Here is a 16504-nt window from a genome sequence, read left to right as displayed (position 1 = left end):
CCCTGATCCTCCCTTTCCGACCCGGACGCAGGCGGGGTTCGGCACAGCGTTGCGGCCTGCGACCGTTTCTGACGTCGGCATGTGCTTCAGTGTGATCGCCCCGCAGGCATGATCTTTGACACCCTGAATCTCCCCCTGAGGCTGCTCCCGACGCCGCAGAGTCCGCCTACGCCCGCTGGCGCTGCCGCACCGGAAAATCCCTGGCAATTTTTCCGTCCCTTCTCGCCCCTTCAGAACCGGGGCCGGAACGCACAACCACTGGACATGCCTCCCGATCGGGTGTGTCCTGATGAGTCCGGCGCAAGAAAAACAACAAGCCGGTTCGAGTGAGGAAACATGTCCAATCGTCCGAGCCACATCCGGCTCAACTCCCACCCCGGCGCCGGGACCGTCAGCCGCTTCCCCATCGAATGGGGCGCCGCCACCGCCAGGGAACGCGGACCCGTCATCGGCACGGTGAACGCCGGCAGCGACCGCAACGCCATCGGCGCTCACGGCGGGGCCTATTCGGTCTATCGCGCCCTGGCCGTCTCCTCGGGCGCCATGGCCGCCAACAACCGGCCCGACCTGACCAATACATCCCCGACCACGCCGATGGGGCCGTTCCCGCAGTGGACCGACGCCTCGAAGATCGTCTCGCTCGATCCCTGGGGCGCACGCGTCGCCGAGGATTTCGCCGACGAGATCCGCGACGGCGTCGACATCCGCCCGACCATCGCGGTCACCCGCGCCCGCCTGCAGCTCGGCGAGATCGGCGAGGCCATCGCCGCGGGCCGGCTGAAGGCCGACGGCCAGATCGTGCATGAGAGCGGCGACGTCGCCGTCACCAAGGCAGCCATCGACCCGGTCTGGTATCTGCCGGGCATCGCCGAACGCTTCGGCGTCACCGAGACCGCCCTGCGCCGCACCCTGTTCGAACAGACCGGCGGCATGTACGCCGACCTCGTCACCCGGCCGGACATCAAGGTCTTCCTGCCCCCGATTGGCGGCATCACCCTCTACATCTTCGGCGACCCGGCTGCGATCGCCGACCCGAACCGCCGCCTGACCTGTCGCGTCCATGATGAGTGCAACGGCTCTGACGTCTTCGGCTCCGACATCTGCACCTGCCGCCCCTATTTGACCCACGGCATCGAGGAATGCGTTCGCGAGGCCCAGGACGGCGGCGCCGGCCTGATCGCCTATAACCGCAAGGAGGGCCGGGCTCTCGGGGAAGTCACAAAGTTCCTCGTCTACAACGCCCGCAAGCGCCAGCCGGGCGGCGACCAGGCGGCGACCTATTTCGAGCGCACCGAATGCGTCGCCGGGGTCCAGGACGCCCGCTTCCAGCAGCTGATGCCCGACATCCTGCACTGGCTCGGCATCACCCGGATCGACCGCTTCGTTTCGATGTCCAACATGAAGCACGACGCCCTGACCGCCTCGGGCATCGAGATCGGCGAGCGGGTGCCCATCCCCGATTACCTCGTCCCGCCCGACGCCTCGGTCGAGATGGAGGCCAAGAAGGCGGCCGGCTATTTCACCCCCGACGCCCCGCCGTCGGCCGAAGACCTGACCCGCGTGGTGGGCCGCGACCTTGAGCAGTTCTGAAACAGAGCAGGCGCATAGCCTGCTGAACGCCGCCGCCGTCCGCGAACGGGCCCATGAGATGCTGGCCATCGGCGTCGCCGGTGGTCTCGACCATTGGCGCGTCGACCTTGACCGCCTGCCGGAAACCGCGCGCTACGTCGCCGCCGTGATCCGCGACCAGTATCCCACGCTGGCCGTCCCCTTCCACGCGCGCTGGCGGCATTTCGCCGTCGACGGCGTCGATCTGTGGAGCCCGGTGGCCGAGGCCCGCGACTGGCTCGACCCCGCCTCGCGGGCGCGGACCGAATTCGATCTGGCCATCGTCTCCGTCCTGCTCGACGCCGGTTCGGGTCCGGACTGGTCCTATCAGGACGCCCGCACCGGCCGAACCCTGACCCGGTCCGAAGGTCTGGCCATCGCCTCCCTGCGGATGTTCGAGGCCGGGGCCTTCTCGATCACCGAGGACGACCCATGGCGCGTCGACGCCGTCGCCCTGACCTTCCTCACCGCCAATGATCTGGCCCGCGGATTCCAGGTCTCGGACAAGAATCCGCTGGTTGGCCTCGAGGGCCGCGCCGCCCTGTTGCGCCGCCTCGGCCAGGCCTGCCTTGCCGAGCCCGACCTGTTCGCGCTCGAGGACGAGCCCCGCCCCGGCGGCCTGTTCGACGCCATGGTCGACCGCGCCGACGATCAGGACCGCCTGCCCGCGCCAGTCATCCTCGAAGTCCTGCTGGAGGCCCTCGGTCCCGTCTGGCGCGACCGGCTCAACCTCGGCGGCGTCGATCTCGGCGACTGCTGGCGGCATCCGGCCCTCAAACGCGACGACGCCACCGACGGCCTCGTCCCGATCCACAAACTGTCCCAGTGGCTCAGCTATTCGCTGGTCGAGCCGCTGCAGACGGCGGGGGTCGAGGTCTTCGACCTCGACGGCCTGACGGGTCTGGCGGAATACCGCAACGGCGGCCTGTTCATAGACCTCGGCGTGCTGACGCTGAAGGACCCCGCCGACGCCGCCAAAGCCTGGCCGGTCAGCGATCCGCTGGTGGTCGGCTGGCGCGCCATGACCGTAGCCTTGCTGGACAAGATCGCGCCTCTGGTCCGCGCCGAACTGGGCGTCACCTCCGAAGCCATGCCGCTGGCCAGCGTGCTGGAGGGCGGCACCTGGGCCGCGGGCCGCCGCGCCGCCGCCGAACGTCGACCCGGTGGCGGACCGCCCCTGACCATCCTCTCCGACGGGACCGTATTCTGATGACGACGAAGCCCTTCAAAATGGACGGCGTCACCGTCGTCACCCACCCGCTGGTCCGACACAAGCTGTCGATCATGCGGGCGAAGGACACCTCGACCGCCCGCTTCCGCGACCTGCTGCGCGAGATCTCGACCCTGCTCTGCTATGAGGTCACTCGCGACCTGCCGCTCGAAGACTATCCGGTCGAGACCCCCGTCGGCCCGACCACCGGCCAGCGCATCGCCGGCAAGAAACTGGTGTTCGTCCCCATCCTCCGCGCCGGCCTGGGGCTGGTCGAGGGGATGCTGGAGCTGGTCCCCTCCGCCCGGGTCGGCCACATCGGCCTGTATCGCGAGCCCGAGACGCTTGACGCCGTCGAATACTATTTCCGCGCGCCCGACGACGTCGCCGACCGGATGTGCATTGTCATCGACCCCATGCTGGCCACCGGCAACACCGCCGTCGCCGCCATCGAGCGGCTCAAGGAGCGCGGCGTCACCAACCTCCGCTTCGTCTGCCTCGTCGCCTCACCCGAGGGGCTGGAGCGGCTGCGCGGCTGGCACCCCGACGTACCGATCTGGACCGCCGCCGTGGACGACCGTCTCAACGAGCACGGCTATATCGTGCCGGGCCTGGGCGACGCGGGGGACCGGCTGTTCGGGACGCGCTAGCGCGAAGGCCTCAGAGCCCGCCGAGCCAGCGCATCGCGAGCAGGATGAAGGCGATCACGATCAAAGGTCCGAAGACCCGCAGCGTGTGGCGCGTGATCCGCTTGGGCAGGAAGGTATCGGAGACGCCGTTCCCGGCCCGGTCATACCGGGTGACGAGAGCCGTCATGGGACATTTCATCCCGCTGCCGACGAAGACGACGATCTCAACGCTGATCAGGGCCAGCGCCCACCACAGCCATGGGCCGCTGGCTCCGCTGATCCCGGCGTAGAGGAGCACGAAGACCGAAGTGGCCATCACCAGATAGACCGCCGTGTGCAGACCCCGGACGAGACCCAGGCGCTGTTCGTCGGTCATCCGCCTGTCGCCCTACCCCACCGCCCGCACATTGTCGTTCGAGTCCCGGTCGATCCATTTGTTGTACGGATCGACGCCCGCGAACCGCGGCTCCCGCGTGGTGATGAAGCGCAGGGTCTGCACCCCCGACCGGATCGGACGGCGCTCCAGCAGGACCACGTCCTCCTCGTCGAAGCCGGCCTTGCCCGGCTCTGCGGCGAAGATTCCGACGTCGAACACCTCGTTCAGCGGCGAAGGCGTCTCGACCCCTTCGCCGTCCGCATAGAGTTTGCGGGCGTCGACTGTGACCGCGACGTCCCAGCGGCCGTCGGCGCGGCGGGTGGCCGTCACCCCGGTCGTCTTGACGTCATACAGGGTGATCTTCTCGAACAGGTCGGTGATCAGGGCCTGTTTGTCGGCCGGGGCCTCGGCGCGGATGGCGGCGATCAGGTCCAGCGAGCGCGGATAGGGCGCACCCCGGAAGGCGTATTGCGCCAGCACCCGGCGCAGGGCGCGGTTGACCGCCTCCTCGCCGATCTGGTCGCGCAGCAGATACATGATCAGCCCGCCCTTCTGGTAGTGGATATAGCCCTGGTTCTCGACGCGCATGAGGGGCATCTCCTCCAGCCGCTCGGTCCCGCGCGCGCGCAGGTAACGGTCCAGCTCCTGCTTCAGGAAGCGACGAATCTGGTCCTTGCCGTACATCTTCTCCATGACCATCAGCGCCGAATACTGGGCCAGGGTCTCCGACAGGACGGTCATGCCCTGCTGGTTGGAGCCGACGACCTGGTGCGCCCACCATTGGTGCGCGAACTCATGGGCGCCGACGTAGGTTACATAGTCGACCTTGGTCGGGTCGCTGAGGTCGGCGATGAAGCCGAGGCCTTCGGACCAGGCGAAGGTGTTGGGATAGGACTGGGCGAAGCTGGCGTAGTCCGGGAACTCCACGATGCGCGCCTGCCGGAACTGGTAGGGGCTGAAATTGGCCTGGAAATAGTCCAGCGACGCGGACAGGGCGTCGAGCATCCGCGGCACGTTGCGGTCATGGGCGGCGTCATGGAAGACGACCATCTCGACCCCGTTGTGCATCCGCGCCGTCCGCTCATAGCGGGCCGACTGCACCGAGAAAAAGTTCAGCACCGGCGACTCGGTCACGAACCGGCTGGTCCGGCGGCCGGCGTTGACGACGTCCGAGACCATCTGTCCGGGCGCGATCACCGTCTGGTCCGCCTCGGTGCTGATGGTGATGTCGGCCGTGACCCAGTCGGCGCCGATATAGTTGCGGGCGCGGGCGGATTCGTCTTCCAGCTTCGCCGGACGAAGTTCGGCCGGAAGACCCAATTTGCGGCGTTTGGTGCGGTCTGTCAGCAGGCCCTGACGGTCCATGCCGACCATCGGCGCGAACTCCATGTTGTTCACGAAGGTGCCGTTGTCGACGAGACGGGTGGTATTGCCATTGGCCTTGAAGCCGCGCTGCTCCAGCACCGACTCGAACGTGACAGTGCGGCGTTCGCCCGGCTGCATCGGCGTGGCGAAACGGTAGATCCGGTACTCGAACTCCTCCCATTCCCGGGCGACGCTCGCGCCCTCGACGGTCAGGTCGACCATCTCAAGATCGCCGGTCCAGCGCAGGTGAACCTCTGGCATGGGCGCGCCGGTGTTGTTGACCAGCACATAGGTTCCGCGTGTCGTCAGCTTCGGCTGATGCGGGCGCAGATCCATGACGAGGCGGACATCGGCCACCGATGGCTGGGGCGTGGTCTCGTAGCGCAGCAGGGCCTTCTCATAGGCGGCCTGTTCGGCCTCCTGCTGGGCCTGCGTCCGGTACTCGTTCCAGACGTTGGTGTTCATGTAGATGAAGACGCCCAGGCCGATGAAGGCCGCGAGGGCCGCCCCGCCGATCAGGCCCGCGGGCCCCATCAGCCGATGCGGCATCCGCTTCAGACGCGGCCACAGGCGCTGCTCCGTCCCGCGCCGCCACAGGGCGTAGGCCAGCACCAGCAGGATGATCGCGAAGGCGCTCCAGTAGGCGTCCAGCCAGGCCGCGAAGCCCGCGAAATCGCCCCGGCCGTTCATGTCCGACAGCGGCACGCCGATGCCCGCGCCATAGCGGTACAGGATGTGGTCGAAGCCAAGGTTCGACAGCACGATCGTGGAGATCAGGTAGACGACCATGATCGCCCAGCCGACAAACTTGTTGGGCGACAGCGCCTGCACGAAGATCGCGAGCACAGCCAACTGGAGGAAGCTGAGCGACTGCGGGAAGACGTACCAGAGCAGGTATTTGCCCAGCTCATAGTCAGTGTGTCCCTTGATCGTCTGGGTTACCATGCCGGCCAGCACGCCGATCATCAGGGTCGAGATCAGCACCAGCGCGAGGGCCAGGGTCTTCGGAACCAGGAAGGTCCAGTCCGGCGTGGACGAGGCGTCGACGATCTCGTGCACCTTGCGGTCCCGGTCCCGCCAGACCAGCTCGCCCGAATAGTAGATGGCGATGACGATTGAGATCAGGCCGAATGTCCCGGTCAGGCCGGCGATCACCACGCGCGTCACCAGCAGGATCGGCGCGCCGTAGATCTCGCCGGTGAAGAACAGCGTCGCAACGGCGAAGGCCATGGCCAGCAGGACGAGCACCACATAGGCGGGGCTCTTGAACACCAGCACCGTCTCGAACACGGCGCGTGACCACAGCTGGGTCATGCCGCTGGCGAAGCCGTAGCTGGGCTTCGGCAGGGCGCCGACGGGCGTGACGACCACGTCCTTCTCGACCAGCGCCTTCAGACGCTCCTGCTTCTTCAGCTTGGCCCCGCGCGGGGAGGGTCGGTACAGCAGATATGCGGCGGCGAGGAAGACAGCGCCGACCGCGGTCCAGATCACCCGGTTCCACAGCAGCACGCCTTCGATCGGCGCATTGAGCGTGTTCCGCTCGGCCGCCGTCCAGTATTTGGTGACCAGGGCATAGGCGCCCGAACCGAACGGCTCGGCCCAGGCCATGGCCGTCTCGAACTCAGGGCGCGAACCCAGCACGCCAGTCGAGGCCAGATAGGCGATCAGCACGGCCACGACGCCGATATAGGTCGCCATCATCGACCGGGTGATCGTCGCCAGCATGAAGAACAGGGCCGAGGTCAGGAACAGGCCCGTCAGGCCGAACACCCCATAGGCATAGGCATAGTCTCCAAGCCGCAGCGGCCCGATCGTCTCGGGATCGACCCATGGCATGAAGGTGCCGAGCAGCGTGCCGATGGCGATGCTCATGTAGCAGAGCGCGACGGCGGCGAAGGCCCCGAAGAACCGGCCGTACAGATAGGCCCCCTTGGTGATCCGGGTTGACAGGATCATCGGGCCAAAGCCGGTCTGGGTATCACGCGCGACGACGTTGGCGACGATCGCGGTCGTCGCCAGCATGAAGAAGACATTGAAGATGATATGCGCAGAGGCGAGGGCGAAGGGCGCGTTCTTGTTGACGATCCCGCCCGAACCGATCTGAACGTTTGGACTGGCAACCGCACCGAAGGCCAGCAGGCCGAAGACGATGGCGATGACCCAGAAGGCCGGCTGGCGCAGCTGGTAGCGGAATTCGAAGCTGGCGATCTTGGCGAACATGATCCGGTCCTCAAGCCGCGCGGCGCGAGGCGTTGACGGTGGCCAGATAGACATCCTCCAGCCCGCTCTGTGCCAGTTCGAACCCGTCGCCCGGATTGGTGTCGGACAGGACGTGGATCACGGTGCGACCGGCGAAGAGCCGGGTCGAGATCACATTGCGGCTGGCCTGCTGGGCCGCCAGATCAGCCTTGTCGATGGTCTTGCGCCAGACCCGGCCCTCGAGGGCGTGGGTCAGCTCGACCGGCGAGCCCTCCAGCTGGATCTTGCCGCCGGCCAGCACCGCCATGCGCGGGCACAGGTCGGTGACGTCCTCGACAATATGGGTCGACAGGATGACCACGACATTCTCGCCTACCTCGGCGAGCAGATTGAGGAAGCGATTGCGTTCCTCCGGGTCGAGACCGGCGGTCGGCTCATCGACGATGATCAGTTCGGGGTTGCCGATCAGGGCCTGGGCGATGCCGAACCGCTGGCGCATCCCGCCCGAGAATCCGGCCAGCGCCTTGCCGCGCACGGGCCACAGATTGACCTGGTGCAACAGGGCCTCGACCGTCGCCTTGCGGTCCTTGCCGTTGGAGATGCCCTTCAGCACCGCCATGTGGTCCAGCATGTCGTAGGCCGAGACGCGCGGATAGACGCCGAAATCCTGGGGCAGATAGCCGAGCACCCGGCGCAGCTGCTCGGGGTCCTTGACCACGTCGATGTCGCCGAAACGGATCGACCCCGATGTCGGCGACTGCAGGGTGGCGATCGACCGCATCAGCGTCGACTTGCCCGCCCCGTTCGGCCCCAGCAGGCCGAACATCCCCTTGGGAATGCTCAGGCTGACATCGTCCAGCGCCCGCGTTCCGTTGCCATAGACGTGGGTCAGGTTTTCGATCGACAGCATGGGAGCCTCCTTGAAGTAAAGGAACCTTGTCAAGCCGGGAGACCGTTCGCAAGTTACGGTTCGGAAAGGTTCCATCCATCCCGCCCGGGCTCAGGTATTTTCCGCCACAACGCGCCGTCTATCTGTAGCCGCTTCAAACCGTTAGACTGCCGGCACCAGATCGCAGGAACCAGCCGCCCCCGTGTTAAAGAACCTGCTTCCCAGCAAGCCGGGCACCGAGCCCCTCGCCGAGGCGCTGAGGGCGTGCAAGACCCATTTCCTCTGGGCCTTCGTGTTCTCGGCCCTGGTCAACCTGCTGTACCTTACGCCCACGCTCTACATGATGCAGGTCTATGACCGGGTTGTGCCCACCGGAGGGCTGACCACCCTGGTCCTGGTCACGGCGGTCGCCGTCTTCGCCCTCGCGGCCCTGGCGGGCCTCGACTGGTTGCGCGGACGCCTCATGCTGCGCGCCGGGTTGCGGCTGGACCGGCTGTTATCCGGCAAGGTGCTGGCGCGGGTCGTCGATCTGCAGGCCAAATCGCCGAACACCCAGGCGCTGCGTGAGTTCGACAATGTGCGCGGCGCCATCGGCGGTCAGGGCATGCTGGCCCTGTTCGACGCGCCCTGGACCCCGATCTATCTGCTGTGCTGCTTCCTGCTTCACCCCGCCATCGGGGTGCTCACGCTGGTCGGGGGGATCATCCTGTTCACCCTCGCCTGGCTGAACGAGCGCGACACCCGCCCCCGCCTCAACAAGGCCATCCAGTCGCAGAACCACGCCTATGCCGCACAGGAGGGCGTCGCCAGCCAGGCCGAGGTGGTGCGCGCGCTCGGCATGCGGCAGTCGTCCATCGCACGCCAGGTCGAACAGCGTCAGCTGGCCACGGCCGCCGCCGCCGACGCCCAGCTGGCGGGCGGTCATTATTCCGGCGCGATCAAATTCCTGCGGCTGGTGATGCAATCGGCGGCGCTGGGCCTCGCCGCCTATCTGGCGGTGAAGGGCGAGATCACGCCGGGCTCCATCATCGCCGCCTCGGTGCTTCTCAGCCGTGCCGTGGCTCCGATCGAACTGCTGGTCGGCGTCTGGCCCAGCCTGGTGCAGGCCGTGGCCAGCTGGAAAACCCTGACGGACCTGTTCGCCGGCACCGCCTCGGTCGAACGCGAACGCACCACCCTGCCCGACCCCAAGGGCCGGCTGCAGGTCGAGGGGGTTTCGGTCAAATTCCCGGACACCGAGGCGCCCCAACTGCGCGGCGTCACCTTTGCGCTCAAGCCGGGCGAGACCCTCGGCATCGTAGGCTCGAGCGGCTCGGGCAAGACGACCCTCGCCCGCGTCATCGCCGGCGCCCTGAAGCCGCAGGCCGGGGCGGTGCGGCTGGACGGCGCGGAGTATGAGGCCCGTGAGGGCGACGAACTGGCGCGCTGGATCGGCTATCTGCCCCAGGTCCCCAGCCTGTTCGCGGGTTCGATCAAGGACAATATCTCGCGCTTCTCGACATCGATCGGCGTGGATCAGGAAACGGCCGACCGAAACGCGGTGAAGGCGGCCATGGCGGCGGGCGCGCACGAACTGGTTCTGCGCCTGCCCAATGGCTACGACACGATCCTCGGACCCTATGGACAGGGCCTCTCGGCCGGGCAGGCGCAGCGCGTGGCGCTGGCGCGGGCGCTCTACAACGACCCGGTCCTGCTGGTGCTGGACGAGCCCAACTCAAACCTCGACCAGGAGGGTGAAGCCGCCCTGATGCAGGCCATCCTGGGCGCGGCGGCCCGGGGCGCGGCGGTCGTGATCATCGCCCACCGCGCCGGCGTGCTGGCGCGGGTCGACCGGCTGCTGATGATGCGTGACGGCGTGGTACAGCTGGAGGGGCCCCGCGAGGAGGTGCTCGAGAAGATGCGCGCCACCGCTGGCCGCCCCGGCTCTCCCGCCGGCCCACTGGCGCCACAGCCGCAGGGCCAGCCACAGCAGCGGCAGGGTCAACCCCAGCCGTCGACGCAACCGGCCCAGAACCATCCCCGGCGCACCCAATGACCGATGCCGTCGCCCCTCCACCCGCCCAACCCCCGCTCGAAGGTCCCGCGCCCACGGCGCCGGCGGCCGCCCCCCCCGTCGTGCTCGACAATCCTCGTCGTGAGCTGGTGATCGGCGGCACGATCATCGTGCTGTTTTTCGTCATCTTCCTGGGATGGGCGGCATTGGCTCCGCTGGACGCCGGCGCCTATGCCCAGGGCCAGGTCGCTGTTTCCGGAAATCGCCAGGCCGTCCAGCACAGGGAAGGCGGCGTCGTAAGCGCCCTTCTGGTGGCCGAGGGCGACACGGTTCGCGCCGGCCAGGTGCTGCTTCAGCTGTCCAGCGGAGAGCTGAAAGCCACCGAACGGGGCGTCGCCAGTCAGTACTATGCCCTGATCGCCCAGCGCGCCCGGCTGATCGCCGAACGCGACAGACTGGGCAGCATTCCAGCGCCTTCCGAGTTCGCCGGTCTGCCTGCGGAAGACCAGGTGCTCGCGCGCGAGTCCCTGCGGATTCAGCAGCAGCAGTTCGGCGCGCGCCGGACCGGCCGAACGACCGAAACCGGGGTTCTGGGTCAACGCGTCGCCCAGTTGAATGAGCAGATTGCAGGCTACGAAGGGCAGATCGTCGCCAACATCGAGCAGCAGCGGCTGATCCAGGACGAACTGGCCGGCATGCGCAGCCTCGCCGAAAAAGGCTATGCTCCGCTGACACGGGTGCGGGCGCTCGAACGTACCGCGGCCCAGCTGGACGGGGAGTTGGGGGCTCTGCGGGCCCAGATCGCCCAGTCGCGTGAAGCCGTCGGCGAAACACGGCTGCAGATGTCTGGCGTCTCGACCAAGATGAATGAGGACGTCGCCGACCAGCTGCGCCAGATCGACGTCCAGCTGAATGAGCTGAAGCCCCGGATGGACGAGCTGCGCGCCCAGATCGCGCGCAACGAGGTGCAAGCCCCGGTTTCGGGAGAGGTCGTCGGCCTGACCATCTTCACCCAGGGCGGCGTGGTCCAGGCCGGTCAGACGCTGATGGAGATCGTGCCCCGCGACGCCTCACAGGTCATCGTCGCCCAGATCGCGCCCAATGATGTCGACAACCTGCGCGTCGGGCAGAGGACGGAGGTCCGGTTCCCAGGCCTGCGCGAACGCAATCCGCCGATCATCCATGGCCGCGTGACCCGGATTTCGGCCGACAGCTTCACCATAGAGCAGAGCGGCGCGACCTATTTCCGGGCCGAAATCGTGGTGCCCGCCAGCGAACTGGCCAAGATGGGCCGCGGCGCCGAGACCCTGCGCCCCGGCGCGCCGGTCGAGGTCGTGGTGCTGCTGCGCAAGCGTACGGCGCTCGGCTATCTGGTCGAGCCTCTGACCAATCAGTTGTGGCGATCCGGCAGCGGACAGTAGGTCGAGGGGCGAGGGAGCAGGGATCGGTCGAGACGAGAGCGCGGGTTGCACTCCTCGACCCTAGACCCTCGACTTTCGCCCCTCCTTCGCCCTCAGTCTGAACGCATGCAGCAACGGCTCCGTATAGCCGTTCGGCTGATCGACTCCGTCAAACACCAGGGCGCGGGCGGCCTGGAAGGCGAGGCTGGCGGCTGGGTCGGGCGCCATGGGGTGATAAAGCGGATCAGCGGCGTTCTGGGCGTCCACCTTCGCCGCCATGCGCAGCATCGCCGAATCCACCTGTTCCGCCGTGCAGACGCCGTGCAACAGCCAGTTCGCCATGTGCTGGGACGAGATCCGCAGCGTGGCGCGGTCCTCCATCAGGCCGACATCGTGGATGTCCGGCACCTTGGAACAGCCGACGCCCTGATCGATCCAGCGCACCACATAGCCGAGCAGGCCCTGGGCGTTGTTGTCCAACTCCTCGGCGATCTCCGTCTCGGACCAGTTCGCCCCGTTCGCCAGCGGCGGGGTCAGCAGGTCGCCAAGGCCGGGGACCGGCCGGGCGGCGATTGCCTCCCTCAGGGCGAAGACGTCGGTCTGATGATAGTGGAGCGCGTGCAGGGTCGCGGCTGTCGGACTGGGCGTCCAGGCGGTGTTGGCTCCGGTCTTTGGATGGGCCGCTTTCTGGTCGAGCATGTCCGCCATCCGGTCCGGAGCCGCCCACATGCCCTTGCCGATCTGGGCCTTGCCGTCGAGGCCGCAGGCCAGGCCGATGGCGACGTTGCGCGCCTCATAGGCCGCGATCCAGGCCGCGGCCTTGATGTCACCCTTGCGCACCACCGGCCCGGCCTGCATCGCCGTGTGGATCTCGTCGCCGGTGCGGTCGAGGAAGCCGGTGTTGATGAAGACGATCCGGTCCCTCACCGCATGAATGCAGGCCGCCAGATTGGCCGAAGTGCGCCGCTCCTCGTCCATGACCCCGACCTTGATTGTGTGGCGCTCCAGCCCGAGCAGGTCCTCGACCGCGTCGAACAGGGCGTTGGTGAAGGCGCACTCCTCCGGCCCGTGCATCTTGGGTTTGACGATATAGATCGAGCCGGCCCGGCTGTTGCGGAAACGGCCCTGCCCCTTCAGGTCGTGCATCGCGACCAGCGCGGTGACTATGGCGTCGAGAATGCCCTCGGGCGCGTCCGAACCATCCGCCAGCTGCACCGCGGGCGTCGTCATCAGATGGCCGACGTTCCGCACGAACAGCAGCGACCGGCCCGGCAGGGTCACGGTCGTTCCGTCCGGCGCGGTGAATTCCCTGTCCGGCGCCAGCGACCGGGTCAGGGTCCGACCGCCCTTGTCGAAGGTCTCGACCAGATCGCCGCGCATCAGACCCAGCCAATTCCGGTACGCCGCAACCTTGTCGGCGGCATCCACGGCGGCGACGGAGTCTTCCAGATCGACGATCGTCGAAAGGGCTGACTCCAGCACCACATCGGCGATCCCCGACGGATCGTCCCGGCCGATCGGATGATCCCGGTCGAAAACCACCTCGATATGCAGCCCATTGTGCCGGAACAGCCGTCCGCGCTCGCTATGTCCGACGTACTGGCCGGGATCGCGGATCGCGATGCCGCCGTGCGGATCGCCCAGATCGGCCCACCGTCCCTCGGCCAGGGGCACCGCCTCGTCGAGGAAGGCCTTGGCCCGCGCCACAACCCGCGCTCCACGGGCGGCGTCAAACGGCCCCGGCGGCGGCAGGTCGCCCAGCGCATCCGTGCCATACAGGGCGTCATACAGACTGCCCCAGCGGGCGTTGGCCGCGTTGAGGACGAACCGGGCGTTCAGACTGGGCACGACAAGCTGCGGCCCAGCGAGCGTGGCGACTTCCGCATCCACATTGCGCGTACCGATGGCGAACGGCGCCGGTTCCTCGACCAGATAGCCGATCTCGCGCAGGAAGGCCTCGGAGGCCGCGCCGTCATGAGGGGCGCCGCTCCGCCCGCGATGCCAGGCGTCCATCCGCGCCTGCAGATCGTCCCTCACCCCGAGCAGCCGCCGGTTCTCCGGCGCGAACCGGGCAAACATGTCTGCCACACCTGCCCAGAAGGCCCCGGCCTCAATGCCGGTCCCTGGCAAGGCTTCGGCTTCGACAAACCCCGCAAGACAGGACGAAACCGTCAGCGTCGATCGGGAAACGGTATCGGTCATGGGCGGTGGCACTCCGGACGTTGCAACGCAACATTGGCCCGGCGCCGTCGGGGAAGTCGAGAGCCCGGAGTCAGTCTGTCGGCGGCGGCGCTGCCGGCGTCGTGGTTTCCGGCGCAGGCGGTTCTACCGTGGTCGTCTGGGCCAGCTGCTGATCGCAGTTCCGGCCTGTGTACAGGCCGTTCAGGTAGTACCAGCGCTGCTGCGCCACCAGCCGTTCGGCCTCGCGCCGTTCACGATCGCGCCGTGCCATGGCTCCCATTGCATTGCCCAGCAGCCCCATACCGGGGATGGCCCGCCCGGCCCCCGACATCAGGGCGCCCTGCATGGCCAGACCTGTCGCCGCGCCGATGGCCTGTTCGCTGCTGAAGACGCCGCCTTCAGGCGCTCCCCCGAGCGCTTGCGCCAGCTGGGCGGCGCCCTCGACTATCTGGGGGCAGGTCATGCCGGAGTCTCCCAGCTGAATGACCTGTCCTTCCTGGGCCGCGGCCGGCATGGCCGCCGCCAGCACCCCAGTCGCCGCCAAAATCATGAGTGTACGCATCACGCCCTCCTCCTGAATGCCGCGGTCGCGGTCTGTCCGACAGGCTAGGACCTTCGCCGCCGGCACGGGGCTGACGATCCCTGACAGCCGCCGCCGTCGCCCCCCTCCGCCTTGACTTGGCCGCATTGAGCGCCCATTTGCGCTGCGTCGCACAATTGCGATGCCCCGGTGCGCTCCAGCGCGTGTGGGTCTTCAGAACTCGAAGACCTGACTGTAGCAGCGGCCGGCCCTCAAGATTCATTCGCTGCCCGGACACGCGGGGCGGCGCCCGATCCACCCCGAAGGCCTCATTCAGAGGCCCTGTCGGGACTGGCGGTGCGCGGCCTTTTCGGCGTTGAGCCATGGCTGTTGCGCGTCGCCGCATACGCGAAAGACATCCGCTCCATGAGCAAGACATTCGACACCTTCGGCCTGAACCCGGCCCTGCTGCAGGCCCTGGCCTCCGAAGGCTACACCACCCCCACACCGATCCAGGCCCAGGCCATCCCTGACGTCATGGCCGGCAAGGACCTGCTGGGCATCGCCCAGACCGGCACCGGCAAGACGGCGGCCTTCGCCCTGCCGATCCTGCACCGTCTGGCCGCCAACCGCGTCGCGCCCAAGCCGCGCACCGCGCGCGTTCTCATCCTGTCGCCGACCCGCGAACTGGCCAGCCAGATCGCCGAGAGCTTCAAGACCTATGGCCGTCACCTCGGCTTCAAGGTCGCCGTCGTCTTCGGCGGCGTGAAATACGGCCCGCAGGAACGCGCCATCCAGGCCGGTCTCGACGTGCTGGTCGCCACCCCCGGCCGCCTGCTGGATCACATGCAGCAGAAGACCCTGGACCTGTCCTGCACCGAGATCTTCGTCCTCGACGAGGCCGACCAGATGCTGGACCTCGGCTTCGTCAAGCCGATCCGCCAGATCGTCAGCCGCATCCCGGCCATGCGCCAGAACCTGTTCTTCTCGGCCACCATGCCGACCGAGATCGGCAAGCTGGCCGGCGAACTGCTCAAGGATCCGGTCAAGGTGTCGGTGACGCCGCAGGCCACCACGGTCCAGCGCATCAGCCAGTCGATCATCCACATCGAACAGGGCCGCAAGCGCGCCCTGCTGACCGAGATGTTCGCCGATCCGCACTACACGCGCTGCCTGGTCTTCACCAAGACCAAGCACGGCGCCGACAAGGTCGCGGCCTATCTGGAAGCCGGCGGCGTCGAAGCCGGCGCCATCCACGGCAACAAGAGCCAGCCGCAGCGTGAACGCACCCTGGCCGCCTTCAAGGCCGGCAAGCTGCGCGTCCTGGTCGCCACCGACATCGCCGCCCGCGGCATCGACGTGGACGGCGTCTCGCACGTCCTGAATTTCGAGCTGCCCTATGTGCCGGAAGCCTATGTGCACCGTATCGGCCGTACGGCCCGCGCCGGCGCCGACGGCACAGCCATCAGCTTCGTGGCCGGCGACGAGATGAAGCTGCTGCGCGACATCGAAAAGGTCACGCGCCAGAAGATCCCGGCCACCGACCGCCGCAACGACAAGTCGCTGGCCCTGCTCGACCAGTCGATCATGGCCTCGGGCGTCAAGTCCAAGGCCTCGATGCCCGACGACGGCCGGGGCGATCGCCAGCAGCAGCGCGGCCCGCGCAACCCGCGCCGCGACGGCGTCAAGCTGGAAGGCGGCGGGCAACCGCACCGCGTCCGCAAGGCCGGCCCGGGCCGCGACGCCCGCCCGATCCCCGAGCGCGCCTTCGACCCGCTGGCGCGCGAGCGTCCGCGCAACAGCAATAACGACCCGCGCCACACCAGCGCCCCGGCGACGGCCTCGGCCAAGCCCGACGGAGAGATCAAGCGCCGGCCGCGTCGCCGGAAGCCGTCCAACGGCGGCAAGGGCTATGCGGCACAGGGCTGATGTCTGAGCTGACCTGAAGACAGAAGCGCCCGCCGGATCACTCCGGCGGGCGCTTCAATGCCTCGAGAGTCAGACCGATCAGGCCGCGGCGCTGGCCGGGGCGGCGACCGAGCTTTCCGACGGGTCGCGCAGCACATAGCCGCGGCCCCAGACGGTCTCGATATAGTGTTTGCCGCCGGCGGCCGTCGCCAGCTTCTTGCGCAGC

General features: G+C 67.8%; 11 protein-coding genes and 1 pseudogene. 6 read left to right on the top strand and 6 right to left on the bottom strand.

The genetic code is table 11. The features are described from left to right. Window positions 1-336 precede the first annotated feature (336 nt). The 3 genes from B3E43_RS06005 to upp are packed head-to-tail and all read left to right on the top strand — an operon-like array spanning window position 337 to window position 3468. Window positions 337-1590, top strand: coding sequence for a GTP cyclohydrolase II (locus tag B3E43_RS06005; RefSeq protein WP_292027557.1), 1254 nt, complete (start codon window positions 337-339; stop codon window positions 1588-1590). After that, a complete protein-coding gene (locus B3E43_RS06000) occupies window positions 1577-2818 on the top strand; it encodes a URC4/urg3 family protein (protein WP_292027556.1) in 1242 nt (413 codons plus the stop codon). The genes B3E43_RS06005 and B3E43_RS06000 overlap by 14 nt, the downstream gene beginning before the upstream one ends. 20 nt (window positions 2819-2838) lie before the next feature. Continuing rightward, entirely contained in the window at window positions 2839-3468 is a 630-nt protein-coding gene (upp, locus tag B3E43_RS05995; RefSeq protein WP_292027658.1) for a uracil phosphoribosyltransferase, read from the top strand. 10 nt (window positions 3469-3478) lie between these two features. Here the strand turns inward: upp and B3E43_RS05990 are convergent, their stop codons facing one another. The 3 genes from B3E43_RS05990 to B3E43_RS05980 are packed head-to-tail and all read right to left on the bottom strand — an operon-like array spanning window position 3479 to window position 8297. After that, window positions 3479-3823, bottom strand: a complete 345-nt coding sequence (locus B3E43_RS05990; RefSeq protein ID WP_292027554.1) for a hypothetical protein — start codon at window positions 3821-3823, stop codon at window positions 3479-3481. A 12-nt stretch (window positions 3824-3835) separates the two neighbouring features. Then, the gene (locus B3E43_RS05985) at window positions 3836-7408 is read right to left on the bottom strand and encodes a M1 family aminopeptidase (RefSeq protein ID WP_292027551.1); all 3573 of its coding nucleotides are present in this window, start codon (window positions 7406-7408) and stop codon (window positions 3836-3838) included. A gap of 10 nt (window positions 7409-7418) precedes the next feature. Then, window positions 7419-8297, bottom strand: a complete 879-nt coding sequence (locus tag B3E43_RS05980) for an ABC transporter ATP-binding protein (RefSeq protein WP_292027549.1) — start codon at window positions 8295-8297, stop codon at window positions 7419-7421. A 181-nt stretch (window positions 8298-8478) separates the two neighbouring features. Between B3E43_RS05980 and B3E43_RS05975 the strand changes: the two genes are divergently transcribed. Both B3E43_RS05975 and B3E43_RS05970 read left to right on the top strand, forming a co-directional pair. Then, window positions 8479-10311, top strand: a complete 1833-nt coding sequence (locus tag B3E43_RS05975; protein ID WP_292027548.1) for a type I secretion system permease/ATPase — start codon at window positions 8479-8481, stop codon at window positions 10309-10311. After that, window positions 10308-11690: an HlyD family type I secretion periplasmic adaptor subunit gene (locus tag B3E43_RS05970; protein WP_292027547.1), complete on the top strand. Its 1383-nt coding sequence runs from the start codon at window positions 10308-10310 to the stop codon at window positions 11688-11690. The genes B3E43_RS05975 and B3E43_RS05970 overlap by 4 nt, the downstream gene beginning before the upstream one ends. A 60-nt stretch (window positions 11691-11750) precedes the next feature. Here the strand turns inward: B3E43_RS05970 and B3E43_RS05965 are convergent, their stop codons facing one another. Together B3E43_RS05965 and B3E43_RS05960 are read right to left on the bottom strand one after the other, a co-directional pair. Then, a complete protein-coding gene (locus B3E43_RS05965; RefSeq protein WP_292027545.1) occupies window positions 11751-13871 on the bottom strand; it encodes a malate synthase G in 2121 nt (706 codons plus the stop codon). A gap of 70 nt (window positions 13872-13941) precedes the next feature. Next, on the bottom strand, window positions 13942-14412 hold the full coding sequence (locus B3E43_RS05960; RefSeq protein ID WP_292027543.1) for a hypothetical protein: 471 nt from the start codon (window positions 14410-14412) through the stop codon (window positions 13942-13944). A 384-nt stretch (window positions 14413-14796) separates the two neighbouring features. Here B3E43_RS05960 and B3E43_RS05955 point away from each other — a divergent pair, with 384 nt between their 5' ends. Beyond that, window positions 14797-16299, top strand: coding sequence for a DEAD/DEAH box helicase (locus B3E43_RS05955; protein ID WP_292027542.1), 1503 nt, complete (start codon window positions 14797-14799; stop codon window positions 16297-16299). A gap of 78 nt (window positions 16300-16377) precedes the next feature. On the opposite strand, the pseudogene B3E43_RS05950 reads toward B3E43_RS05955, so the two are convergent. Next, window positions 16378-16504: pseudogene (locus B3E43_RS05950) on the bottom strand (DNA-binding response regulator); the annotation flags it as partial.

The sequence above is a fragment of the Brevundimonas sp. UBA2416 genome (assembly GCF_002343105.1).
GTDB lineage: Bacteria > Pseudomonadota > Alphaproteobacteria > Caulobacterales > Caulobacteraceae > Brevundimonas.
This window is presented reverse-complemented; position numbering and strand designations above follow the sequence as displayed.